A 23,287-nucleotide genomic window follows, 5' to 3' on the forward strand; every position below is an offset into this window, starting at 1 on the left:
GTCGGATACTAGGCCGGTCAGCTTCAGTAGCTGAGGCCGACCCAGAACAACAGCAGCCCGCTCAATATCAGCAGGCCGCACACCGGGATGATGCCGGCGGGCCAGGCCAAGATGGTGGCAATCGCCCCGACCAGCACTGCCAGTAGCGCGTGCAGCACCCGGAGATAGGTCAGGCGCTGTTCGCGCAACGCCGAAGCCAGTACCCGACGGGGCGCCGAGCGCGGCATCCAGATGAACCCGACGATCAGCACCCCGGTGAGAATTCCGGTGACCACCCGCAGCACCGCCGTCGATTGCGCCTTGGAGTTCAGCTTCAGCACCATGGCGGCGAAGAACGCGAGCACCCCGGCAACCACCGTCACCCCGCGAAACACCCGTTCCAGGACCACACCGATGTTCCGGCGGGCCACCGCACCTATGGCCGGGTCGGTGCCTGCCGCATCGAGAAACCCGCGCAGCGCGTGCGCAAATTTGCGCCGACGAAGCCGGTTGATAGCCAGATTGTTGAGCGCCTCGGCGTTGCCTGGGTCCAGCGCCAATGCGGCTCGATACGCCTCGGTGGATTCCTCGATTCGGCGCAGGTCGTGCAAGATCGAGCCGCGCAGAACGTGTGCGTCGACGTTGCCGGGATCGAGCCGTAACGCTTGGTCGATGGCATAGAGCGCGTTGGGCAATTGCCAGGCCTTCTGCAATAAGCTCGCGTACGTCCGATGCGCCAGGGGCTCATTGGGATGAGCCAGCACCGCCCGCCACGCCATGCACAGGGCGTCCCAGCTGCGCCCCAGCTGATCGAGGGATACCGCGTAGAGCCGCATGGCGAATTCCGATTCGGGCGCGGCCGCCAACGCGCTGTATGCGCTCCACGCGGCATTGTCGTAGTTGCCCAGCAGGTATTCAGCCCGAGACAGATGCGCCAACAGGTTCGGGTCATTGGGGTTTTGCGCCAACGAACTGCGCAAGACCTCTCGGGCGCGTTCGTAATTCCCAGTGTCGCAGTGGATGCTGGCGATGTGGATGGCTTCGTCGCGCTGATCGGCGGCGGGGCCTGGCATCACCGAATCTTTCTACGGCGCAGATACTTTGCCAGGTCGTCGTAGGTTCCGTCGTTGTTGGCGAACTCGACGACATTGCGCGCGGTCTCGAACCAGGGCCCAGTGCTGGGGCGGATCTGTGCGGCGGCCGCGTCGATGTCTGCCATCATCACCGGACGAACCTGTCCGGCACGCATCGATTCGGCCATCGCTATCTGGGTTGCGCTGTCACAGATGTGCGCCAGATCTGCGCCGGAAAACCCTTCAGTGCGGTTGGCGATCGCCCGGGGATCGATCCCCGCGACCGGCCGATCCCGCAGATGAACGCGGACGATGCCCGCCCTGGCTTCGGCGTCGGGCAGGCCGACAAAAATCATCCGATCGAAACGGCCGGGCCGACGCAGCGCCGGGTCGACGTCCCAGGGCGCATTGGTCGCCCCGAGCACGTAGACGCCATCGTTGGAGGACGCCGCCGAGTCGAGTTCTTCGAGAATGGAGTTGACCACCGTGCGCAAACCCGCACTGCCGCTGAGCGCGGAACGCCGATGCCCCAACGCGTCCACTTCGTCGAAGAACAACACACACGGAGCGTTGCGGCGGGCATTGTCGAAGACCGCGCGGATGCTGCGTTCACTGTCCCCGAACCAGCGATGCAGCACATCTGCGATTCCCACCTGGTAGAAGCTGGCGCCCAGTTCCCCCGAAACGGCCTTGGCCAGATAGCTTTTCCCACACCCGGGCGGGCCGTATAACAACAGGCCACCGCGTGCGGAGACCTTGTACGCCTTCATCAGCTCGGGGTTGCGTAGCGGCCCAAGCAGTGAAAGCTCCAGTTGCTGTTTGGCATCGGCCATACCGGCGATATCGGCCAACCGGACCTGGCTGCGCTGCACCACGTCGAAATCGCCCTCGCCGACGACGTCCGGGGGCGCCTCCACGAATGCGGGCTCGATGATGTCGGCGACCTGTTTTTCCGCCTTGGACCAGTCAAAGCCGGCAGTGTCGGGAGCGTGCTGTTGCTGTTGCGCCGGCACCACCTCGACAGGCGCTGCCAACGCCGCGCTGCAACGCTGCAACAAGCTCAGCGCCTCCGCATTGGCGGTGTCCTTGGCAAGTACCGCACTGCAATGCCCCAGCGCCTCCGCGTGGCGTCCCCTGTCAGCCAACAGCGCGGCCAGATGCAGCCGAAGTTCGACAACCTCGGGGCTGCGCTCCACCGCCGCGGACAACTCCCGAATCACAGGGTCTTCAGTCACCGCCATCTCCCGTACGTACCGCAGCTTGCGCGTGCGCGCCAGTCAGCCCATGCCTTGTCCATGTTCGCCCACCTCGATAGCGACCGACAACGAGATCCAGGTCTCTGTGTTGTCTATTGGGGTTGTCTCTTGGGCCGATGGTGTCAGGTCGACCCGGCCGGAGCGAAATGCGCCCGTAGCGCCGCACGACCGGCCATCGCCAAGCGAATTGACCACCCGGCTCGCGACAGTATCCTGTGTCCCCGGGCCGAGAAGGGACGGCGATGCTGATCAATTCGGGTTTGTTCCATTCCGAGCGCACGAACCAATCCCAGCGCGCGGACAGCCACGCTCGAGGTGGGGCAATGCAGCTTAGGTACATAAGCGTCCCGGCGCTAGTCGCCTATGCCGGAGGTGATCCCTGGGCGATCAACCAAAGCCTCCAGGCTGGTCGCCCAGCTCAGATTTCCGACTTGGCAACCGCGTTTCACGCTGCGGGACGCAGCACTGCCGAGTCGAACGTTACGTTTGAGCAAGCCCGCCGACGCTTTGAAGCTGCCTGGAATCACCAGAACGGCGAGAACCCCATCAACGATTCCGCCGAGGTGCAGCGCACAGCCCAGGCGCTGGGCGCTCAATCCGAGCAGTTGCCCCAGATCGGAGCCCATCTGGAGGAGGTCGCCGCAGCGCTGGCTGAGGCGCAAAAAGGCGCTGCCGGAAGAATCGCCACCCTCGAAATTCAGTTGCAGGACCTTGATGACCTGATCGCGCAGGCGATGGAGATGGAAAAGGACCCCCACCTCAGCGCGGCGGATAGAAACGCACTCGATGCCATCATCACGGCGTGTGAAGACGATGCAATCCGCGACACAGAGGACGCCCTGAGACGACTGCACTCAATCCGAAACTGCTACTCAGACATTCTGCAAAAAGGAAGGACAGACCAACCTCGCCGCCGATGGATACGACCCGGCTCGGGTTCGGGGGGCCGACGGCCATGAGGCAGAGACGCCCCGCCAGGCCGAGCGAGACGTACATGACGCGCTTGCCGGTGACCTGGGAGCGGCCGCTCGCGTCAGCGGGGTGCTGGGTTCCATCACCCCGGATCAGCTGGCCGGAAAGACGCCACTAAACGCGGAGCAGGCATCGGTGTTGAGCCAGCTACAAGCTCAAGAGCATGGCATGTCTGTCGATGCGCTCAAGACCGCCGAACAACGCCTGGGAGTCGAGCGAGCCATCATCGGCGACTCGTGGCAGTTGATGAGCAACCCGAACCTCAATTTCCCCAAGACCGATACCAAAGTAGGAGCCCAAGAGGGTTCGGAAACGACGCAGGGCGGGTTTAATCAACTGCCGCAAAGTTTGCAGAACGCACTCACATTCAACGAACCCTCGCACCCGAATTCGGCCAACGACATCGCGGAGATCGCCAAGGTCGCCGGTGATGGCAGCCCAAGACTGCAGCACGGCACGGAGCTGGACAAGGCCATGCTTGACTGGGGCACGCGAGAACTCCACGAAGAAATGCCACACGGGCAAATCGTGGACCATAGTTTGCTCCATGGCGCCCAGCGGAGCACCCTCGACGATGTATTCCGGGTGGCCGGGCGCGATCACGTGAGGGTGACCGACCTGCTTACCGGCAGTGGCCACGATCAGTTCTTGTTCGATGTGACCCACAATCGGTGGGACGACGGCGGCAAGGGCATCGGCTCATTGTTCAGCTGGACGCAAAACCCTGGGGGGCCTGAAGCCGAGCTCGCGGGGAAAACCGCACATGCATACGCAAGCTACTTGGGCCAACACCGGGCGGCACCTTCGGCGTCGGCACTCTGCCGATCCCCGGAGCGGGAATCGTAGGCGGCGGAACAAATCTCATCGGCTCGGCCATAGAGCACGACATCGTCGGTCCCGCGCCCACCACGACGTCGATTCCGGACATGCCCCACACCACCCCACCGCGGCTGGTGCTCGACGGATTTCTGGCGTCCGGCCAACCGCTGTCTGGATTGGAACCGGAGCTATATCGCCCAGTCGATCCGCAGCATCCTGACGGCCCGATGCGAATTGCCACCTATGCCGAGATGAACGAGGATTGGCGCAAGAGGAATACTCCGCAAGCCTCCGACAGCGTACTTTCAAGCGCGCTAAGCCAGACACTCGGCAACGACACGGTGACACGGATCGACTCCGATATTTCGACCTACTACAACAATGTTGTGCACAACCCACAACCATGGAAAAAATGAGCGCAACACGTCGCGTATCCCGAGCACTGGCCACGCTACCCGTTGTCATGATGGCAGCCATCGGCTGCAGTCACTCGGAACCCGCGCCGCCGCCGCTATCAAAGGTCCCCTGGACCGGACTGCTGGCACAAGAACGAGAAGTGTGGAGCGCGGAACCGGGAATCGACCTTGTGACCGGACCTGCGGTAGTCATCCGCGCGTACCTGGAGTCGCGCTCACTTGCCAGCCAGATGGGCGACATCGACTACGTCTACCCCGGGTTTAAACACGCGGTCGCACCCAACGACCCAGCCGAGCCCGACTATTCGCTGAACCCACCCCCCATCACCCAAGACCTCTGGCCTGAGCCACGCCCCGACAGCAGTCCGCTCCCGTATCCAGCCGTAGGTACGGGCCGCTCCCACATCCTGCGTATCGACACCTCCGGCCGCCAGGTCACCGCCGTGGTCTGCGGATGGGACTACGGGACCGCCTACGACATCGGAGATGGCCGATACAGCAACGATCCGACCAACCCTCTGGGCACTCACAATCCCGACGGCGGCATTTTCGCGCAATGGGTCGCAATGACCGCCCCCGCACCCGACACAAGCCCGCCGTTGCCACCTCAGTGGGGGCCGGCCCCCGCACCGACAACAGATGTGTTCGACGGCTGGCGGATCGTCGGCTACGCCATCCACGGACCGACCGACACCCTGCGGCTTGCCCCACCGCAATCGCCAACCAGGCAAGCCGACACCAACGCGTGTGTCACCAAAGCACCCGACCCACCCCAGCGGCGCGTGTTTCTAGCCGATGGAGTCCACCCGCGCTCCGATTTCCCGACGCAACACCCCTACCCCGGCTGGCCAATCGCAAACCCGGCGTGAGCCCAAACGCGACGCTTACGGTCGCACCGCCAGTCAGCCCATGCCCTTGGCCCGGCGACCCAGTTCGCGAATCACCTCACGCTGGGCATCACGCCGGGCCAGGTCCTGACGCTTGTCGTGGGCGTGCTTACCGCGCGCCAACGCGAGTTCGACCTTGACCTTGCCGTCGAGGAAATACATCGACAGCGGAACCAGCGCGAAATTGCCTTCGCGAATCTTGCCGAACAGGGTGTCGATCTGGCGGCGATGCAACAGCAGCTTGCGGTTGCGCCGCGGTTCGTGGTTGGTCCAGGTGCCGTGCAGGTACTCCGGGATGTGCAGGTTGCGCAGCCAGACTTCGCCGTCGTCGACGGTGGCGAAGGCGTCGACCAGCGACGCGTGCCCCTCCCGCAGGCTCTTCACCTCGGTCCCCTGCAGTGCGACACCGGCCTCGAACACCTCGATGATCGAGTAGTTGTGCCGAGCCTTGCGATTGGTGGCGATGATCTTCTTGCCACCCTGCTTGCCGGACGGTTTCGCCTGCTTCGACTGCGCCGCCATCGCTACCGCCGCACGTATAGCCGTAACGTCACGTACGCCGTGGCCCCGGCCATCGCAACGCCCAGCGCCAATAGGGCCGGGGAGATGAAGAAGATGTCGGCATAGTCGATACGGGCGATCAAATTGGCCTGGTAGAACTGGTTCAACGCGTTTTCCAGGAACATCGCCCGCACGAATATCAGGCCGCCGATGGCGATGACGACCCCGAGCGTCGCGGCCAGCATCGCCTCCATCAGAAACGGCAGCTGGGTATACCAGCGGCTGGCCCCCACCAATCGCATGATGCCGATTTCGGTGCGCCGCGTATACGCGGCGACTTGGACCATGTTGGCGATCAGCAAGATCGCACCGACGGCCTGGACCAATGCCACGGCAAACGCGGCGTTACTCAAGCCGTCCAGCACCGCGAACAACCGGTCGATCAGATCCTTCTGGTTGAGCACCGAGAGCACCCCGGGCTGGCCCTGCATGGCGGAGTCGAAGTCCTTGTGCTGCTCCGGGTTCTCCAGCTTCACGATGAACGATGCCGGGAATGAATCCTTGCCCGCAACGTCCTTGTACTGCGGAAACTTGCGGATGGCATCGTCGTAGGCCTGCGCGCGGTTGAGGAATCGCACCGCTTTGACGTCTTTGCGCTTTTCGATCTTCTCGCGCAACGCCTTGCACGGGTCGGAATCGCAGTTGGGATCGTTGGCCGATACGTCGTCGGTGAGGAACACCTGGGTTTCGACGCGGTCCAGATAGATGGCACGCGAGTTCTCCGCCAGGCGGACCACCAGCAGACCACCGCCGAACAGGCCGATCGAGATCGCGGTCGTCAAGATCATGGCGACCGTCATGGTGACATTGCGACGAAGTCCGGTCAGGACCTCGTTGAGCAGGAAGCCGAAGCGCACTTAGCGATCCATCCCGTAGACACCGCGCTGTTCATCACGAACCAGCCTGCCCAGCGACAACTCGACCACCCGCTGCCGCATCGAGTCAACGAAGTGGTGGTCGTGCGTTGCCATCAGCACCGTCGTCCCGGTGCGGTTGATTCGCTCCAACAAATCCATGATGTCCTTACTGGTATCTGGGTCCAGGTTGCCGGTGGGCTCGTCGGCCAGCAGCACCAGCGGCCGGTTGACAAAGGCGCGGGCGATCGCGACCCGCTGTTGCTCGCCGCCGGACAGCTCGTGCGGCAGGCGGTTGGCTTTGCCCGACAAGCCGACCGTCTCGAGCACATCGGGCACCACCCGATTGATCGCGTCCGCACGCTTGCCGATCACCTCAAGGGCGAACGCGACGTTTTCGTACACCGTCTTTTGTTGCAGCAACCGGAAGTCCTGGAAAACGCAACCGATCACCTGCCGCAGTTTGGGCACATTGCGACCACGCAGCTTGTTGACGTGGAACTTCGACACCCGCACATCTCCGGATGTCGGCGTCTCCGCCGCCAGCAACAACCGCATGAACGTCGACTTGCCCGAACCCGACGGACCGATCAGGAAGACGAACTCACCCTTGTCGATCTTGACATTGATGTCATCCAACGCCGGGCGCGCCGACGATTTGTACTGCTTGCTGACATGGTCCAGGGTGATCATCACGGCACGCCAGTGTAGCGGTGCGCTTCGCCTGCAGGCGAAAATTAGCTGGCCGGTGGTGTCGGAGTCGGCCCCGACGATACCGGCCCCGGCTCCGGCTCAGGGGTCTGCGACGGTGACGGAACCGGTGTTGGCGGGGTCGTAGTGGCGGGACAGAACGGCGGCGGCAGCAGACACGGCGGCGCCGAGGGGCCGGGAACCGGAGTTGACGTGGTCGGCGTCGGAGTCGGCGTCGGCGATGTGGTGGTGGGCGTGGGCCGGGTGGCCGTGGTCGGTGGCTGCACCCTGGTGCGCGGCACCCAGGTGTAGTTCGGATCGGGCACCAAGCCCGGCGGTACCACCTGGCTGGGGGGTGTGGTCTTTCCAGCCGAGTGCTGCGGGTTGTAGGTGTCATAGAGCCACCACACCGCCAGGAAAGCCACCATCAGTACCACCGTTGACAGACGGATCCGGCCGCCGAACAACTGACGGGGCGTACCGCGCTTGCGGTTGCCGTTCGACTGACCGCTGCGCCGCAAGCGGGTAGGAACAAATGTGATTTTCATCGCTACCGCTGCTGCTCCGCTCCCGCAGGTGCGTCCGCTGCCCCACTAACGGTGGCCGGGTGAGCCATGACCCCCACCGCGGCCTGGGCGTCGGCCGGGGTGATGATCCCGGCGCCGGTGAGCGCGCGGATCACCAACACCCGCAACTGCCGGTCCGCCGCGAACTGCTTTCCGGGCAGCGTGCGCGCCACCAGCCGCAGCGTGACGGTGTCCATTTCGAGTTTCTCCACGCCCATTACCGTGGGCTCATCCAGCAACAGGTCGCCGAGGATGGCGTCTTCGCGCGCATGTTGGCATTCCCGGTGCAAGACCTCGTTGACGCGGTTGAGGTCGGCGCCGGTCGGGACCGGGATGTCGATGACCGCGCGCGCCCAGTCCTTGGACAGGTTGATCGACTTGACGATGTTGCCGTTGGGAACGGTGTACACCTCACCGTCGCTGGATCGCAGCTTGGTCACACGCAGCGTGACCTCCTCCACCGTGCCGGCCGCATTCTCCGGTGACCCGACCATGCTGAGCTCCACCAGGTCGCCGAACCCGTATTGCTTCTCGACGATGATGAAGAACCCCGCGAGCAGGTCCTGCACCAGGCGCTGGGCGCCGAAGCCCAGCGCCGCACCCAGCACCGCGGCCGGCCCTACCAACGACCCGACCGGAAACGGCAGAATGTCGACGATCTCGTACAGGACGATGACGTAAATCAGGACGATCGAGACCCAGGAGATCACCGACGCCACCGCCTGGCGGTGCTTGGAGACCTCCGATCGCACGAGCGCGTCGCTTTCGGTGAACCCCAGGTCGAGGCGCTGAGTCACTCGCTTGGCAACCCAGGTCACGAAGCGCGCGGCCAGTACCGCCGCGATCAGCACCATGACGACGCGCAGACCGCGGGTGATGATCCATTCGCCGATCTGCCCGCGCCAGAAGTCGTGCCAATACTGGGCCGGCGAGAATGTTGCCAGGGCAAAAGCTGTGGTGTTAGTCGTCATCTTTCCGGTTGCGCCACCGGATCCCTGCTTCCAGGAATCCGTCAATGTCTCCGTCTAGCACGGTCGCCGGATTACCAACCTCGTACTCGGTTCGCAGATCCTTGACCATCTGGTAGGGGTGCAGCACGTAGGAGCGCATTTGGTTGCCCCACGAGCTACCGCCGTCGCCTTTCAATGCGTCGAGCTCAGCGCGTTCTTCTATACGCTTGCGCTCCAACAACTTTGCCTGAAAAACCCGCATCGCCGCCACCTTGTTCTGCAGCTGCGACTTCTCGTTCTGGCAGGTGACCACGATGCCGGTCGGGATGTGGGTCAGTCGAACCGCCGAGTCGGTGGTGTTCACCGACTGCCCGCCCGGGCCACTGGACCGGTAGACATCGACCCGCACATCGCCTTCGGGGATGTCGATGTGATCGGTGGTCTCCACCACCGGCAGCACTTCGACCTCGGCGAACGACGTCTGTCTGCGGCTCTGATTGTCGAACGGGCTGATCCGCACCAGCCGGTGGGTGCCCTGCTCGACCGACAGCGTGCCGTAGGCAAACGGCGCGTGCACGGCGAACGTGGCGCTTTTGATCCCGGCTTCCTCGGCGTAGGAGGTGTCGAACACCTCAACGGGGTACTTGTGCTGCTCGGCCCACCGGACATACATCCGCATCAACATTTCGGCCCAGTCCGCGGCGTCGACTCCCCCTGCGCCGGAGCGAATGGTGACCAGCGCCTCACGCTCGTCGTACTCGCCGGAAAGCAGGGTGCGCACCTCGGTGGCCTCGATGTCGGCACGCAACGCCTTGAACTCGGCGTCCGCCTCGGCCAGCGCTTCTCCGGCCGCGGCGCCCTCTTCCTCGGCGGCGAGCTCGTAGAGCACCGGCAGGTCCTCGAGACGCCTTCGCAGCTCCTCGACCCGCCGCAACTCCCCCTGGGTGTGAGACAACTCACTGGTCACACGCTGGGCTCGGGTTTGGTCGTCCCAGAGCTTCGGGTCGGACGCCTCGTGCTCGAGCTTCTCGATGCGACTGCGCAGACCTTCGACGTCGAGCACCCGCTCCACCGTGGTCAGGGCGGAGTCAAGGGCAGCGATCTCGGCTTGACGGTCGGGTTCCACAGCCGACAAGGCTACCGGTAGTCGCTGGCATCAGCGTCTAGCATCAGGAGACGATCATGTGCACCGCGCGACTGCGACGCTGTCAGCCCATGTACCCCCTGCGCGCAGCCGGGCACGAACAGAGGGCAGAACCATGCCGCAAAACCAACGTCCGTACCACGTCGCCGTCGTCGGTTCCGGGCCGTCGGGGTTCTTCGCCGCAGCGTCGCTGCTGAAGGCAGCCGACTCCTCCGACGAGATCGAGGTGGCCGTCGACATACTCGAGATGCTGCCGACCCCGTGGGGACTGGTGCGTTCCGGCGTCGCCCCCGACCACCCCAAGATCAAGTCGATCAGCAAACAGTTCGAGAAGACCGCCGAAGACCCTCGCGTCCGATTCTTCGGCAACGTGGTGGTGGGCGAACACGTCACCACCGCCGAGCTGACCGAACGCTATGACGCCGTCATCTACGCCATCGGGGCCCAATCCGACAAGCCGCTCAACATCCCCGGGGAGAACCTGCCCGGCAGCGTGGCCGCCGTCGATTTCGTCGGCTGGTACAACGCGCATCCGAACTTCGAACACTCGACACCGGATCTGTCGGGCCGTCGCGCCGTCGTCATCGGCAACGGCAACGTCGCGATCGACGTAGCCAGGATCCTGGTCACCGATCCCGAAGTGTTGGCCCTCACCGACATCGCCGACCACGCACTGGACTCACTGCGCCCGCGCGGGGTCGAGGAAGTGGTGATCATCGGTCGGCGCGGGCCGCTGCAGGCCGCATTCACGACTCTGGAGTTGCGCGAGCTCGGTGAGCTCGAAGGGGTCGACGTGGTGGTTGACCCGGCCCAGCTGGAGGGCATCAGCGACGCGGATGCGGAGGCGGCCGGCAAGGGGATCAAGCAGAACATCAAGGTGTTGCGCGGCTACACCGAGCGCGCACCACGTCCAGGTCACCGCCGAATCGTGTTCAAGTTCATGACTTCGCCGGTCGAAATCAAAGGCACCGACCGGGTGGAGCAGATCGTGCTCGGCCACAACGAACTCGTTACCGATGAGGACGGGTGGGTGTCAGCCAAGGACACCGGAGAGCGAGAGGAACTGCCGGTTCAGCTGGTCGTGCGATCGGTTGGCTACCGCGGGGTCCCCACCCCCGGGCTGCCGTTTGACCAGAAACGCGGGATCATCCCCAACACCGCCGGCCGGGTGCAAGGCAGCAGCAACGAGTACGTCGTGGGCTGGATCAAGCGCGGACCGACCGGGGTGATCGGGACCAACAAGAAAGATTCCCAGGACACCGTCGACACCTTGATGGCCGACCTGACGGCCGCCGAGCTCAACACGTTCCCCAGCAGCCACACCGCCGACCTTGCCGACTGGCTGAGTTCACGCCAGCCGGAGCTGGTCACCGCCGAGCACTGGAAATCCATTGACCACTTCGAACGAGCCGCCGGCGAGGCCCTCGGACGTCCGCGCGTGAAACTGCCGAACGTGACCGAGATGCTGCGCATCGGGCACGCCTGATCAACGGTCGAGAAGCACCCCGGGGTTGAGAATCCCGGCCGGGTCCAGTGCGGTCTTGGCCGCGCGCAACGCCGCCATAAAGGGATCGGGGCGCTGCCGGTCATACCAGGGCCGGTGATCGCGGCCGACGGCGTGGTGGTGGGTGATGGTGCCGCCGGTCGTGCTGATCGCTTCCGAAACGGCTGCCTTGATCTCGTCCCATTGCGCATCCAGGGATCCCCAGCGCCCCGCCGCGTAGACGCCGTAATAGGGGGCCGGACCATCCGGATAGACGTGGGTGAAGCGGCAGGTCACCAACCCGACGCCACAGACCCGCTCGATCGCCGCGCGGGCCGCGTCGGTGACGGCGGCGTGCAGGGCGTCGAATCCGTCCCAGGTGCATGCGGTTTCGAAGGTTTCGGCGATCACACTGCGCCGGGCCAGAGCGTCGCGCTGGTAGGGCATCCGCAGGAACGCCGAACGCCATGCCTGAGAGACGTCAGAGCCACTCTGCGCCGCGGCGGCTTGGCGGGTCTCGCGTCCACGCCGTGCGGTCACGGTGCCGCCGTAGCCGGCGGCTATCTCCACCGCCCGGTCCAGCCACGGGTCGATCGGATGATCGGCCGATTCAAAAGCCAGCACCAGCAGGCCGCCGCTGACCGCGGTACCGGTGTTGAGGAACGCCTCGGCCGGATCCAGCAGCCGGCAGTTCGTCGGATAGAGGCCCGCTTGCGCGATGGCGCGGGTCGCGGTGACCGCCCCCGCCCAATCGTCGAACTCGACCGATGCGGTGAGCTGCCATCGCGGGCGGTCCTGCAACCGCATCCACGCCTCGGTGATGATGCCCAGGGTGCCCTCGGAACCGAGGAACATCCGGTCCGGAGAGGGCCCCGCACCCGAGCCCGGCAGCCGCCACGACTCGCCGACTCCCGCCGGACTGACCACCCGCATGGATTCGGTCAAGTCGTCGATGTGGGTGTAGAGCGTCGCGAAGTGCCCGCCCGCGCGAGTGGCAAGCCAGCCGCCCAGGCTGGAGAATCCGAAGGACTGCGGGAAATGGCGCAACGTGAGACCGTGCGGGCGGAGCTGATCTTCGATCGAGGGCCCCAGCGCGCCCGCCTGGATCCGTGCCGCCCGACTCACCCTGTCGATCTCGAGCACCGCACCCAGTGCACCGATGTCCACCGTGACCGCCGGCTGATCGAAGCGCGGCTCGACACCGCCGACCACCGAGCTGCCACCACCGTATGGGATCGCCGGAATCTGTTCTCGGGTACACCAATCCAGCACATCGACAACGTCCTGTTCGCTGCGCGGCCGCGCGATCAGGTCGGGCACATGGTCGAGGTGGCCCAGCAGGTTGCGGGTGACGTCGCGAAAAGCCTTGCCGCGCGCATGACCCGCACGATCTATCGGATCGGACGAGCAGATCCCCGCCAGCGATTCCGGCGGGCTGACCCGGGCCGCGGGCAGCGCGAGCGCGGCCGGGTCCGGCGGCTGATGATCGGAAAGGTCATGGCCGGGAAGCAACGCCGATACGCGCGATAACAACGCGTGCGTCTCCGCCTCGGTCAGAGCATCCTCGACGTTGCCCCAACCCCACCATGACCGCATCGTGGCTCGATCAGCGTTTGCGGACCACGACGGCAACACCGACGACCAGCACCACCAGGGCCGCGGCGATTGCCCAACCGGCACCAGCCAGCCACCAGATGACAGCCAACAGTGCCAGCGCCGGCGACAACACGAACAGCACCATTGCGGGGTGCTGCTTGATCACCGCCAGCGCGCTCGTCCCGCGGACCCGATCGATTTCCTTGCCTGCCATGGGTTCAGCATGCCAGACAACGGCGCGATCAACCCCCCTCTTCGCCTTCGTCGGCTGCGCTGTCGCGGAGCAGTTTTTCGGGGTGGTGGTAGGTGTTGGTTCTTGGCTGTCCATGGTCGAGGTGCGGCGGTGGCAGCCATTCGGTATCACCGTGGGCGTTCTTGCGAGTGCGCCAGCCCTGCTCGAGCAGTTTGTGGTCACGCCCGCAGGCCAGAGTGAGTTGATCGATGTCGGTGCGCCCGCTGGTGGCCCACGCGGCGACATGATGCACCTCGCATTGATAGCCCGGCACATCACAGCCCGGACGGGTGCAACCACGGTCTTTGGCATACAACACCAGGCGTGCCCCGCAGTGGCCAGCCGTTTGGCGTGATACAGCCCCACCGCCTTGCCCCGATCAAACACCGCCAGATAGTGATGCGCGTGACGGGCCAACCGGATCACATCCGATATCGGCAACACGGTGCCGCCCCCGGTCAGCCCCCGACCGCAGGCCCTTTGCAGCTCACCAAGGGTGGTCGTCACAATGATGGAGGCAGGTAACCCGTTGTGCTGGCCCAAGTCTCCTGAGGCCACCAACGCCCGCACCGCAGCGTTGCGCCCATCATGGTGACGCTGCCCAACCGAACGCCGATCACGACTCACGGCGTCCGCACCGGCCGGGGCTTGCACCACCGGACTCTCGTCATCGGGGTTGCACATCCCCGGGGCCGCCAGCTTGGCCAGCACCGCATCCAACCCCGCCCGCGCTTCCGGGGTCAGCCAGCCGCTGATCCGCGACATCCCGTCGCGTCCCTGCCGCCCCAGCGTCAAGCCGCGTCGCCGCGCCCGATCCTCATCGCTATAGCGACCATCGGGATTCACACAATCCATCAACCGCTGCGCCAATTTGGCCAACTGATCGGGGCGGAACTGCCCCGCCAACCGCGCCAGATGCGCTTCGGCGCGCTCGCGGGTCTCTAGGTCCACCTCGGCGGGCACCTGGCCACAGAACTCCCGGATCACCCGCACATGACCCGCACCGATACGCCCCTGACGCACCGCGGAGGCGGTCGCACTCAATAACGGCGCCAGCTGTTCGCCCGTCAACGCCCGGCGCGGACCCAGATCAGCGGCCTCCCCCAGCCGCCGACTGGCTTCCCCGCGACTGACCCGTAACCGACCGGCCAACACCGCCGCCAGTTTCCCACCCAACTCCTGCTCACCGGCCTGCTCCCCCAGCTGATTGATCAGCGGATGCTCGATGCTGGGCAACCGACGCCGCGCAACCTCACAACGCTGCAACAACGCCAACCGCTCCGGCGTCGTCAACCCGTCAAAACACAAGTCCTGCAGCCGCGTCATCACCGCATCGAGCGCGTCGAAAGCCGCAACAACCTCTTCCCGGTTAATCGAACTCATGTTCGAATAACACGAGCGGCCACCGACAGAATCAGAGCCCGAGCGAGCAGCAACTCCACCCTGAACGCACAGTGACACAAGGTATTTGCGCTGAATGACGAATGACCCTAGCCAGCCGCTCCAGGCCGTCCGTAGCCTCGAGGGTGTGGACATGGAGGTGCTCAAAACCGCAGTGCTGCTGGCCTGCCGGGCGCCATCGGTACACAACAGCCAACCGTGGCGGTGGGTGGCCGACCGCGACCGCGATTCCGGTTCCGAGGTCGTGGCTGTTCACCTGTTCGCCGATCGCGGCCGAACCGTTCCCGCCACAGACCATTCCGGCCGGGAAACCCTCATCAGCTGCGGGGCGGTGCTCGACCATCTGGGCGTAGCCATGACGGCGGCGGGCTGGCAACCCAGCATCACCCGCTTCCCCACCCCCGATGACCCCAACCATCTGGCCACGGTCGACTTCCGCCCCATCGAGGAAGTCACCGAGACCGAACTCAAACGGGCCGAGTCGATCCTGCAACGGCGCACCGATCGACTTGCGTTTGACCGTCCCCGCTACTGGGACCTGTTTGAAGGGGTGCTGAGGAACACCATCGACAACGACATCGCGATGCTCGACGTGCTCACCGACGAGCAACGGCCACAACTGGTGCAAGCGTCGCACCTCAGCGCGGCGCTACGGCGCGATGACTTGTCCTATCATGCCGAACTGGATTGGTGGACTTCACCGTTCGTGCTGACCGATGGCGTGCCACCGCTGGCGCTCGCTTCCGACACCGAGCGCCAGCGGGTAGACCTGAGCCGCGATTTTCCGGTTCGCAGTCACCAGGACCGCCGGCCCGAAATCACCTCGGACTGGTCGAAAATCCTTGTTCTATCCACCCCCGGCGACACTCGGGCCGACGTATTGCGGTGCGGTGAGGTGTTGTCCAGCGTTCTGCTCGAATGCACCATGGCCGGAATGGCAACGTGCACCTTGACGCATCTGATCGAGTCGAACGAAAGCCGCGACATCGTCGCCGACCTGATCGGCCGACGCGGCCAGCCGCAAGTCTTGATCCGCGCTGGGATCACTCCGCTGATCGAAGAAATTCTCGCTCCGACGCCGCGGCGAGGACTAGACAGTATTTTTGAAGTTCGCCAGAAGCCCGAGAAAGGTTGAAACGATGCCCGACCGACCAGTCACGTTTCTGTCTGACGATCAAAGCTGGAAGCTGCTGAGCAGCGCGGCGCTGGGCCGGTTAGTCACCAGCATCGCCGGCGAGCCGGAGATCTTCCCGGTCAACTACGTGGTGCAGGATCGCACCGTGCTGTTCCGCACCGCCGAGGGCACCAAACTGTTTCTCGCCGTGACGAGTAGCCCGGTCGCCTTTGAAGCTGACGATCACAGCGACACCGAAGGCTGGAGTGTGATCGTCAAGGGTCGCGCTCAGGTACTGAGAACCGACGCGGAGGTGCAAAAAGCAGAGCGCGCCAAACTGTCACCGTGGATCCCGACCTTGAAGTTGCACTACGTGCGGGTGATCCCGACCGGAATCACCGGACGGCACTTCAAGTTCGGCCCGGAGCCAGACCGCAACGACACCTTCGCCTGACCCCCTTCTGCGCCGAGCGTCACGCCAGCGTGGCGTTCGGCATGGAGCGTCACTCTGGCGTGACGCTCGGGGGGGGGCGTGACCTCAGCGGCCGACGAGTGCGTCGAGTTCGAGGGCATCCACTCCGTTGAGCCGGCGATGCATCGCCCAGGCGATCCTGGCGGCCTGAACTTTCGCATGCTCGGCCACCGGCCCGCGATACATCGCATCGACGGTGTCATTCCAAATGGTCAGCCAGCGGACGAAATGGCGGGCGCGCAGCGGGGTCTGGCGGTGTAGATCCCGGTGGGCCGTCAGCGCGCTACCACGATAACGACCGGCACGGAACAACACCGTCTCCCAGAAGTCGCACATGACCGGAAGGTGCGAGTCCAGTCCGCTCGACCGCAGTTCGGTAAACGGCTCCGCCAACACCTCGTCGTCCAAGGCTCGACCGTAGAACCGGCGCAACAGTGCCGCGACATCGGTGCGGTTTGCCAGGTCGCTAGCAGAATCGCCCATCCTCACACCACCAGTGACAACGGTCCGCGAGCGCGACGGGCCTTGCGCCGCTTGCTGATCGCCACCAGCCGGGCCACCGCGGCTTCGATCCCCCGCGCCAGCTGATCCACATCTGCAACCGCGTTGTAGTCGGTGAGAATGCCGAAGTACAGGTCGTCGGAGTAGCTGAGCATCGCGACGCCGGTGCGCAGGTGCATCGCCAGCGGCGGCACCGGGAATACCGCGGCCACTGGCCGACCCATGATCTGCAGTGGTTGGCGTGGCCCGGGCACATTCGTCGCCACCGTTGCGACTCCGCGTTGCGGTAGCCGCATCAAGACGCCAACGGTCCAGGCGGTCAGTGCGAACGGGATGCGATCAGCCAGAGATAGGAACAGGTTTCCGGCTTGGGGCTGGCCGCTGGCCTTGGTTTGCCCCAACCGGGCATGCACCTTGCGCAACCGCTGAACCGGATCCTCCTCGTCCACGGGCAAGTTCGGCAACATCGCCGAGACCCGATTGTCGGTCTTGTCGAAGGCGTTGTCGGCCCGCACCGAAACCGGCACCAGTGTTCGCAACGAACCCTGCTGCGGCTGCTGGCCCCGCGCCAGCAGCACGTTGCGGTAACTCTCGGTAATGGCAGCCAGCGCAACGTCGTTGATGGTGACGTCGAATGTCTCACAAACCAGTTCGAGGTCGGCCATCGGCACCCGAGCCCCGCTGAACCGGCGCAGGTCGCTGAGCGGCCCGGTCAGCGCCGACGCCGCCGGGGTCAGCAGGCCGGTGACAAGTTCGCCCGACCCTTGGGCCAGGCGGACCACCCCTGAAGCGATCGCGGCGGGCGCATTCCACAGCCCACTCAGCCCGCTGCGGGGGCGGGCGGCGGCCGTTTTCGGCCGCTGCGCGGCGCGGCAGCGGGCCGAACCGTCAGCCGCGCCGCCACCATCGCGGTCGCATAGCCCGGTAAGTATGTGGGTTGCCGCGATCCCGTCGGCCATGCAGTGGTGCACCTTTGTCAGCATCGCCCACCGCTCTCCGGCGAGGCCCTCGATAACCCAGAGTTCCCACAGCGGCCGATCGCGGTCCAGGCGCCGCGCCATCACGTCGGCAACCAGCCGGTACAGCGCATCATCATCGCCGGGGTGGGGCAGCGCCACGCGCCGCACGTGCCGGGCGATGTCGAAGTCGGGGTCATCCACCCACTGTGGTGCGCCGAGGTCGAACGGGTACCGACGCAGTCGTTGGGCAAACCGCGGACAGGCGCGGATCCGCTCGGAGAACACCGACACCAGGTCATGCTGCTCGGGTACCGGCCCCTCGATGACGGCCAGGCCACCGATCGCCAGACTCACCCGCGGGTCCACATCTTCGGCCTTGAGGAACCCGCTATCGAGCGTCGTCAGATGGTTCATGAGCGCTCTTCCCAACCTCCCGCGGTTTATCTGCAACCCGCAGTACCACTATTCCGGTGCGGCCACGGCCCGGAGCAGGGCCAAAGGTCCCTCGTTGCCGGTGGCTTCATCCTCTGCCACGATCAGAGGTCGCACACCGATCCTTGACGTATGACAGCGATGGGACGGCTTGTCTGACCGGAAAGGCAGCGATGAACGCCCAATTCCCAGACGTGGGCACCCTGCGAACGGTCCTCACGCTGGCCACCCGCGCACCGTCCATTCACAACACGCAGCCGTGGCGCTGGCAGGTCACCTCGAGAAGTTTGGAGCTCTTCTCCGAACCGGATATGCAGCTGCACAGCACCGACCCGGACGGCCGCGACCTGATCATCAGCTGCGGCGTCGCACTGCATCACTGCGTCGTCGCCCTGGCGTCGATGGGCTGGCAAGCCACGGTGACCCGCATTCCCGACCCGGACAACTCCCGTCATCTGGCGAGCCTCGAGCTGCAGGCGAAGCCACCGGATCAGGGCGACATCGCGCTTGCGGCGGCCATCCCGCGGCGGCGAACGGACCGGCGGGCCTACAGTTCCTGGCCAGTGGCCGCCGGCGACATCGCCCAGATGGCGGCCCGGGTAGCCCGCTGCGACGTAGCGCTGCGCCAGGTCGAAGCGCTGGACAAGATGCGCGAAGTTGTGGCGCAGGCGGTCTGGGACCACGCCACCAATGACGAGTACATGCGCGAACTCACCACGTGGAGTGGACGATACGGCGCGGTAGCCGGAGTTCCGGCCCGCAATACGCCCCCGTCGGATCAGGACGCCCCGATTCCCGGACGCCTTTTCGCTGGGCCGGGGCTGGCCCAGCCGTCGGGGGTCTCACCGGCCGCCGACAGCGCCGTGATCCTGGCGCTGGGCACCGAGGAAGATGACCGGGCATCAAGACTTCACGCGGGCGAGGCGACCAGCACTGTCCTGTTGACCGCGACGGCGATGGGGTTGGCCTCCTGTCCCATCACCGAACCGCTGGAGGTCCACAAGACCCGCCAAGCGATTCGCAAGGATGTGTTCGGCGGCAGTGCCTACCCGCAAATGCTGCTGCGAGTCGGTTGGGCACCGATCAATGCCGATCCACTGCCGGCGACGCCGCGTCGCAACCTTTCCCGGGTGGTCGAATGGCCCGAACAACTATTGGATGAGCGGGGCTGACCAGCGCAACAACGTTCCGCCGCCGGCGGCCGGGCTTTCGATGGTGAACTGGCCGCCAGCCTCCTGGGCGCGCCGCCGCAGATTCGTCAGCCCGCTACTGGTGTACGTCTTGGGCATCCCGCGCCCGTTGTCACTGACCTCGATGCACAAGTCGTCGTCGACCTTGACCCGAACGGTCAAGGTGGTGGCCTGCGCGTGCCGGACCGCGTTGCTGACCGCTTCCCTGACCACCGCCTCGGCGTGGTCGGTGAGCACGTTGTCAACCACCGACAGCGGCCCGATGAATTGGACGGTGGTGCGCAATCCCGAGCTGCCGAACGCAGCGACGGCGGCATCGATTCGCTGCCGTAACCGAGTGACGCCCTGCGATGACCCATGCAGGTCGAAGATGGTCGTTCTGATTTCCTGGATCACCCCCTGCAGGTCATCGATCACTTCTGAAAGCCGTTGCTGCACTTTTGGTTCACGCGTTCGCGGCACACTGCCCTGCAACGCCAGACCGATGGCGAACAACCGCTGAATCACGTGATCGTGGAGGTCGCGTGCGATGCGATCACGCTCGGTCATCACGTCAAGTTCGCGCATTCGCCGCTGCGAGGTGGCGAGCTGCAGGGCCAGCGCGGCCTGGTCGGCAAAGGCGGCCATCATCTCCAGCTGCTCTTCGGTGACCGACTCCGGACTGCTGGGATGCAGCAGCACCACGACACCTGCCACGGCATCGGTGGCGCGCAGCGGCAGGACCAGCGCCGGACCCATGTCGCCCAGTTCGTCCACATCCTCGACAGCGATCTTGTCGACTTGCCGTGGAGCGCTGTCGAGCAAGACCTCCGCCAGGGCGGTACCTGCTACCGCGATGGTGCACCCCTCGGCCGCAGCCACCGCATTGCCAACCGTTTCAATCACCAGTAGCTGTGCCACCTCGGAAGCGGGCACGTCCTCATCGACGGGAATGGCCACCAGCGCGGCGTCGGCCGACGTGAGCTTGAGCGCCTCCTCGGCGACGAGCCGAAACACACTCGCCGGTTCGGTGCCGGACAACAGTTCGGTGGCGATGTCACGGGTGGCCCCGATCCACGCCTGTCGCGCTTTGGCCTGTTCGTAGAGGCGCGCGTTGGCGATTGCGATACCGGCCGCCGCCGCCAGTGCCTGTACCAGCAATTCGTCGTCGTCGCTGAACGGTTGCCCGTTGGTCTTGTCGGTCAGGTACAGGGTGCCCAGCGACACGTCGCGCACCCGAACCGGAACCCCGAGGAAGGTCCGCATCGGCGGGTGATGCGACGGAAAGCCGATCGAGGCCGGGTGCTGGGAAATATCTTCCAGCCGTAGGGGTTTGGGCTCATCGATGAGAAGACCGATGACGCCCAGGCCCTCGGGCAGGTGGCCGATACGGGCAACCGTGTCCTCGTCGATGCCCTCATAGACGAACTGCAACACGCGCTTATCCCGATCGTGCACCTCCAGGGCGCAATATCGAGCGTCGACAAGATTGGTGGCCGAGTGCACGATCGTGCGCAAGGTGGCGTCCAACTCCAGGCCCGAGGTGACCACGAGCATGGCCTCCACCAGTCCGTCGAGACGGTCGCGGCCCTCGACGATCTGCTCGACCCGTTCCTGCACCTCGACCAGCAGCTCACGCAGCCGCAGCTGAGACAGCGTGAGGCGCAACGGACGTAGACCGTCACCTGAGGGCACGCCCAGGGATGGACCTGCATCCTGCGGATGTGGTTCGTCGGTCATGGCCGCGCCGCCTATCGATGGCCTGCCGAGCGCGCGCGCTTCAACTCCGCGGCGAACACCGCGGCCTGCGTCCGGCGCTCCATCCCCAGTTTGGCCAGCAGCCGCGAAACGTAGTTCTTCACCGTCTTCTCGGCCAGGAACATCCGGTCGGCGATCTGCTTGTTGGTGAGCCCCTCGCTGAGCAACCCCAGCAACGTCCGCTCCTGATCGGTAAGGCCGGACAGCGGGTCCGGCCTCTCGACAACGCCGCGCAATCGGGACATCAGTGCGGCCGCGGCACGGTTGTCCAACAGCGAGCGCCCCGCACCGACCTCTTTGATGGCTCGAGCCAATTCCATCCCCTTGATGTCCTTGACAACATATCCGCTGGCTCCCGCCAGGATGGCATCCAGCATCGCCTCATCGGAGGTGTAGGACGTGAGGATCAGACAGCGCAGATTCGGCATGCGAGACAACAGGTCACGGCACAGTTCGATGCCGTCTCCGTCGGGCAACCTGACGTCGAGCACCGCGACGTCGGGATTGGCCGCGGGAATCCTGGCCATCGCCTCCGACACCGAACCCGCCTCACCGACGACGTCAAGTTGGGGATCGGCGTCGAGCAGGTCGATCAGGCCGCGCCGCACCACCTCATGATCATCGACCAAGAAGACCGTTACCAACGGACCACTCCCCGCTCTGCTGCCTACAGGTTGCCGCTACGGACCGTCAGGACCGAGCATCCAGCGCCGTACACGCTGCACACCTGGGCTGCGTGCGAATCCGTGACGTACAGTTCGTCCGGCTTGGCATTGGCAGCCATGTAGCGGCAGGCATGTCCGGCGATGATCGCCGACTCCACCCGAACATCGGGGTATAGCCGTGTCCATCGGGTCAGCCGCCGGGTCAGTTGCGCTGTCGCCAAACGGTTTCCGTCCTCACTCCCGTGAACTGTGGCAACACGTGAGGAGATGGCCCGTAATGGGACATTGCGCAGCCTGGCCTCCTCGAATGAATGCCGTAGCACCGAGCCGTTGTCCACTTCCGCGACGACTTCGCCGACCTTGGGCGCCCCCGCAGCACCCGCGGGTGACTGAATGACGGCCACCGGGCACAACGCCGAACCGGCCAGAGTTCCCGCCACCGAGCCCTCGCCCCGGCGTGCGTGGTTGAGTCCGATCGACCCGACACAGACCATTACCGCCGTGCGAGACTCCTCCAGCAGCTTGGTAAGCGGCCGTCCCCACAGAATCTCGGTTTCGATCTTGACCGGTTGTCCGGTTGCCTCGACGGCGCGCTGAACGTCGAACAGCGCCGCGCGCGCGGCGCTTTGCCGGCCATCTCGATCACCGGCAGGAGCCTGCGCGGGATCGATGATGTACACCAAGCGCACGGGGATATCGCGGCTGACCGCCTCATCGACTGCCCACACAGCCGCATGGGTGGACGCCCGCGATCCATCGATACCGACGACGATTGCCGGGGCTGCCTGGTTGCTCATCGTGGCCTCCTCTACTGGGCCGCTCGGCTAGTCAATACGTTATCGGCGGCGGGCCAGAGTTCCCAGAGGCGTTGGTCCCGATTCCAGTGCCATTGGTCCCTACGAATCCGGCCGTAGTGAGAACACAGCTACTAAAGCGACAACAGACGAATTGGGGGTTCCCGTGTCTCATCCACGCATGAGCGCTCCACAGATACCCGAGAATTACGTTCATCGCCAACTGGCGGAACGCAATGACGGTGCAATCACGCGGCAATAAACATCGCCTGGTGACTTCCGGTGCACAAGCATGCATCACGGCCCGGTAGGTTGGCAATGGGTCAGTTCCCAACACCGGCCCAACCGCGATGGCGGGGCACGCCCGGGGGCGGTGCGTGCCCGCTGCGAGTTCGACATCCGCTGGGCCCGCCCGGCCCAGTGGAGCTGGGCTTTCCGCCTCCCCGTTCGTCGATGCGGCCCGACTCGGCCAAGCGCGCGGCAACGGGCAGCAAACAGCCCTGAGCCCCAGCTAGCCGGCACGGCAAACCGGAACCATGCGCCG

20 protein-coding genes and 2 pseudogenes are annotated in these 23,287 nt (G+C 65.1%); 6 read left to right on the top strand and 16 right to left on the bottom strand.

The features are described from left to right. Positions 1-23 precede the first annotated feature (23 nt). Positions 24-1,052 (bottom strand): tetratricopeptide repeat protein, encoded by a 1,029-nt coding sequence (locus tag MPSD_RS21375; protein ID WP_086085283.1) that lies wholly within the window; start codon positions 1,050-1,052, stop codon positions 24-26. Beyond that, positions 1,052-2,287: an ATP-binding protein gene (locus MPSD_RS21380; RefSeq protein WP_015354984.1), complete on the bottom strand. Its 1,236-nt coding sequence runs from the start codon at positions 2,285-2,287 to the stop codon at positions 1,052-1,054. The genes MPSD_RS21375 and MPSD_RS21380 overlap by 1 nt, the downstream gene beginning before the upstream one ends. Positions 2,288-2,631: 344 nt before the next feature. Between MPSD_RS21380 and MPSD_RS30910 the strand changes: the two are divergent. Together MPSD_RS30910 and MPSD_RS21390 are read left to right on the top strand one after the other, a co-directional pair. Then, positions 2,632-4,515: pseudogene (locus MPSD_RS30910) on the top strand (putative alpha/beta hydrolase). Further along, positions 4,512-5,384: a hypothetical protein gene (locus MPSD_RS21390; protein WP_165601465.1), complete on the top strand. Its 873-nt coding sequence runs from the start codon at positions 4,512-4,514 to the stop codon at positions 5,382-5,384. Before MPSD_RS30910 ends, MPSD_RS21390 begins: the two are co-directional and overlap by 4 nt. Before the next feature lie 33 nt (positions 5,385-5,417). Here MPSD_RS21390 and smpB read toward each other — a convergent pair whose 3' ends face one another. Genes smpB through prfB form a run of 6 tightly spaced genes read right to left on the bottom strand, consistent with a single transcriptional unit; the run spans position 5,418 to position 10,149 of the window. Beyond that, positions 5,418-5,924: an SsrA-binding protein SmpB gene (smpB, locus tag MPSD_RS21395; RefSeq protein WP_012393371.1), complete on the bottom strand. Its 507-nt coding sequence runs from the start codon at positions 5,922-5,924 to the stop codon at positions 5,418-5,420. 2 nt (positions 5,925-5,926) lie between these two features. After that, the gene (gene ftsX / locus MPSD_RS21400; protein ID WP_012393370.1) at positions 5,927-6,820 is read right to left on the bottom strand and encodes a permease-like cell division protein FtsX; all 894 of its coding nucleotides are present in this window, start codon (positions 6,818-6,820) and stop codon (positions 5,927-5,929) included. Next, entirely contained in the window at positions 6,821-7,510 is a 690-nt protein-coding gene (ftsE, locus tag MPSD_RS21405) for a cell division ATP-binding protein FtsE (RefSeq protein ID WP_020786365.1), read from the bottom strand. Positions 7,511-7,554: 44 nt separating this feature from the next. Beyond that, positions 7,555-8,055 (bottom strand): Rv3103c family proline-rich protein, encoded by a 501-nt coding sequence (locus MPSD_RS29680; protein WP_011740378.1) that lies wholly within the window; start codon positions 8,053-8,055, stop codon positions 7,555-7,557. 2 nt (positions 8,056-8,057) lie between these two features. Beyond that, positions 8,058-9,044, bottom strand: a complete 987-nt coding sequence (locus tag MPSD_RS21415) for a mechanosensitive ion channel family protein (RefSeq protein WP_020786364.1) — start codon at positions 9,042-9,044, stop codon at positions 8,058-8,060. After that, positions 9,034-10,149 (bottom strand): peptide chain release factor 2, encoded by a 1,116-nt coding sequence (gene prfB / locus MPSD_RS21420; protein ID WP_020786363.1) that lies wholly within the window; start codon positions 10,147-10,149, stop codon positions 9,034-9,036. Before prfB ends, MPSD_RS21415 begins: the two co-directional genes overlap by 11 nt. Positions 10,150-10,282: 133 nt before the next feature. On the opposite strand from prfB, the gene MPSD_RS21425 reads away from it, so the two are divergent. Continuing rightward, entirely contained in the window at positions 10,283-11,653 is a 1,371-nt protein-coding gene (locus MPSD_RS21425; protein ID WP_020732280.1) for an FAD-dependent oxidoreductase, read from the top strand. Here MPSD_RS21425 and MPSD_RS21430 read toward each other — a convergent pair whose 3' ends face one another. The 3 genes and pseudogenes from MPSD_RS21430 to MPSD_RS21440 all read right to left on the bottom strand — a co-directional run bounded on the left by MPSD_RS21430 (position 11,654) and on the right by MPSD_RS21440 (position 14,861). After that, the gene (locus MPSD_RS21430) at positions 11,654-13,246 is read right to left on the bottom strand and encodes an FAD-binding oxidoreductase (RefSeq protein ID WP_020786361.1); all 1,593 of its coding nucleotides are present in this window, start codon (positions 13,244-13,246) and stop codon (positions 11,654-11,656) included. Positions 13,247-13,256: 10 nt separating this feature from the next. Beyond that, a complete protein-coding gene (locus MPSD_RS28485; RefSeq protein WP_036426361.1) occupies positions 13,257-13,460 on the bottom strand; it encodes a hypothetical protein in 204 nt (67 codons plus the stop codon). Between the two features lie 28 nt (positions 13,461-13,488). Continuing rightward, a pseudogene (locus tag MPSD_RS21440) lies at positions 13,489-14,861 on the bottom strand (HNH endonuclease signature motif containing protein). 151 nt (positions 14,862-15,012) lie between these two features. Between MPSD_RS21440 and MPSD_RS21445 the strand changes: the two are divergent. Together MPSD_RS21445 and MPSD_RS21450 are read left to right on the top strand one after the other, a co-directional pair. After that, on the top strand, positions 15,013-16,014 hold the full coding sequence (locus MPSD_RS21445) for an Acg family FMN-binding oxidoreductase (RefSeq protein ID WP_086085284.1): 1,002 nt from the start codon (positions 15,013-15,015) through the stop codon (positions 16,012-16,014). Between the two features lie 4 nt (positions 16,015-16,018). Beyond that, positions 16,019-16,447 (top strand): pyridoxamine 5'-phosphate oxidase family protein, encoded by a 429-nt coding sequence (locus tag MPSD_RS21450; protein WP_011740385.1) that lies wholly within the window; start codon positions 16,019-16,021, stop codon positions 16,445-16,447. Between the two features lie 84 nt (positions 16,448-16,531). Here the strand turns inward: MPSD_RS21450 and MPSD_RS21455 are convergent, their stop codons facing one another. Together MPSD_RS21455 and MPSD_RS21460 are read right to left on the bottom strand one after the other, a co-directional pair. Further along, positions 16,532-16,948 (bottom strand): group III truncated hemoglobin, encoded by a 417-nt coding sequence (locus tag MPSD_RS21455; protein ID WP_015354972.1) that lies wholly within the window; start codon positions 16,946-16,948, stop codon positions 16,532-16,534. Between the two features lie 2 nt (positions 16,949-16,950). Further along, entirely contained in the window at positions 16,951-18,339 is a 1,389-nt protein-coding gene (locus MPSD_RS21460; protein WP_015354971.1) for a WS/DGAT/MGAT family O-acyltransferase, read from the bottom strand. Positions 18,340-18,530: 191 nt separating this feature from the next. Here MPSD_RS21460 and MPSD_RS21465 point away from each other — a divergent pair, with 191 nt between their 5' ends. Then, entirely contained in the window at positions 18,531-19,529 is a 999-nt protein-coding gene (locus MPSD_RS21465) for an Acg family FMN-binding oxidoreductase (RefSeq protein ID WP_086085285.1), read from the top strand. Here the strand turns inward: MPSD_RS21465 and MPSD_RS21470 are convergent. Genes MPSD_RS21470 through MPSD_RS21480 form a run of 3 tightly spaced genes read right to left on the bottom strand, consistent with a single transcriptional unit; the run spans position 19,509 to position 22,746 of the window. Beyond that, complete coding sequence (locus MPSD_RS21470; protein WP_020786357.1) at positions 19,509-21,266, bottom strand: GAF domain-containing sensor histidine kinase; 1,758 nt, start codon at positions 21,264-21,266, stop codon at positions 19,509-19,511. The two genes, MPSD_RS21465 and MPSD_RS21470, sit on opposite strands and share 21 nt — an antisense overlap. Positions 21,267-21,277: 11 nt before the next feature. Then, on the bottom strand, positions 21,278-21,928 hold the full coding sequence (gene dosR, locus MPSD_RS21475) for a hypoxia response regulator transcription factor DosR/DevR (protein ID WP_011740390.1): 651 nt from the start codon (positions 21,926-21,928) through the stop codon (positions 21,278-21,280). Between the two features lie 23 nt (positions 21,929-21,951). Further along, on the bottom strand, positions 21,952-22,746 hold the full coding sequence (locus MPSD_RS21480) for a universal stress protein (RefSeq protein ID WP_020786356.1): 795 nt from the start codon (positions 22,744-22,746) through the stop codon (positions 21,952-21,954). Between the last annotated feature and the right edge of the window lie 541 nt (positions 22,747-23,287).

The sequence above is a fragment of the Mycobacterium pseudoshottsii JCM 15466 genome (assembly GCF_003584745.1).
Lineage (GTDB): Bacteria > Actinomycetota > Actinomycetes > Mycobacteriales > Mycobacteriaceae > Mycobacterium > Mycobacterium marinum.

Bases quoted from the DNA above. Each gene is read 5' to 3' on its own strand.
- MPSD_RS21480 (WP_020786356.1), bottom strand. From the start codon at position 22,746: ATGAGCAACCAGGCAGCCCCGGCAATCGTCGTCGGTATCGATGGATCG.
- MPSD_RS21470 (WP_020786357.1), bottom strand. From the start codon at position 21,266: ATGACCGACGAACCACATCCGCAGGATGCAGGTCCATCCCTGGGCGTG.
- MPSD_RS21460 (WP_015354971.1), bottom strand. From the start codon at position 18,339: ATGAACCATCTGACGACGCTCGATAGCGGGTTCCTCAAGGCCGAAGAT.
- ftsE (WP_020786365.1), bottom strand. From the start codon at position 7,510: ATGATCACCCTGGACCATGTCAGCAAGCAGTACAAATCGTCGGCGCGC.
- MPSD_RS21430 (WP_020786361.1), bottom strand. From the start codon at position 13,246: ATGCGGTCATGGTGGGGTTGGGGCAACGTCGAGGATGCTCTGACCGAG.
- MPSD_RS21445 (WP_086085284.1), top strand. From the start codon at position 15,013: ATGGAGGTGCTCAAAACCGCAGTGCTGCTGGCCTGCCGGGCGCCATCG.
- MPSD_RS21415 (WP_020786364.1), bottom strand. From the start codon at position 9,044: ATGACGACTAACACCACAGCTTTTGCCCTGGCAACATTCTCGCCGGCC.
- MPSD_RS21450 (WP_011740385.1), top strand. From the start codon at position 16,019: ATGCCCGACCGACCAGTCACGTTTCTGTCTGACGATCAAAGCTGGAAG.
- MPSD_RS28485 (WP_036426361.1), bottom strand. From the start codon at position 13,460: ATGGCAGGCAAGGAAATCGATCGGGTCCGCGGGACGAGCGCGCTGGCG.
- MPSD_RS21425 (WP_020732280.1), top strand. From the start codon at position 10,283: ATGCCGCAAAACCAACGTCCGTACCACGTCGCCGTCGTCGGTTCCGGG.
- MPSD_RS29680 (WP_011740378.1), bottom strand. From the start codon at position 8,055: ATGAAAATCACATTTGTTCCTACCCGCTTGCGGCGCAGCGGTCAGTCG.
- MPSD_RS21465 (WP_086085285.1), top strand. From the start codon at position 18,531: ATGAACGCCCAATTCCCAGACGTGGGCACCCTGCGAACGGTCCTCACG.
- smpB (WP_012393371.1), bottom strand. From the start codon at position 5,924: ATGGCGGCGCAGTCGAAGCAGGCGAAACCGTCCGGCAAGCAGGGTGGC.
- MPSD_RS21455 (WP_015354972.1), bottom strand. From the start codon at position 16,948: ATGGGCGATTCTGCTAGCGACCTGGCAAACCGCACCGATGTCGCGGCA.
- MPSD_RS21390 (WP_165601465.1), top strand. From the start codon at position 4,512: ATGAGCGCAACACGTCGCGTATCCCGAGCACTGGCCACGCTACCCGTT.
- MPSD_RS21375 (WP_086085283.1), bottom strand. From the start codon at position 1,052: ATGCCAGGCCCCGCCGCCGATCAGCGCGACGAAGCCATCCACATCGCC.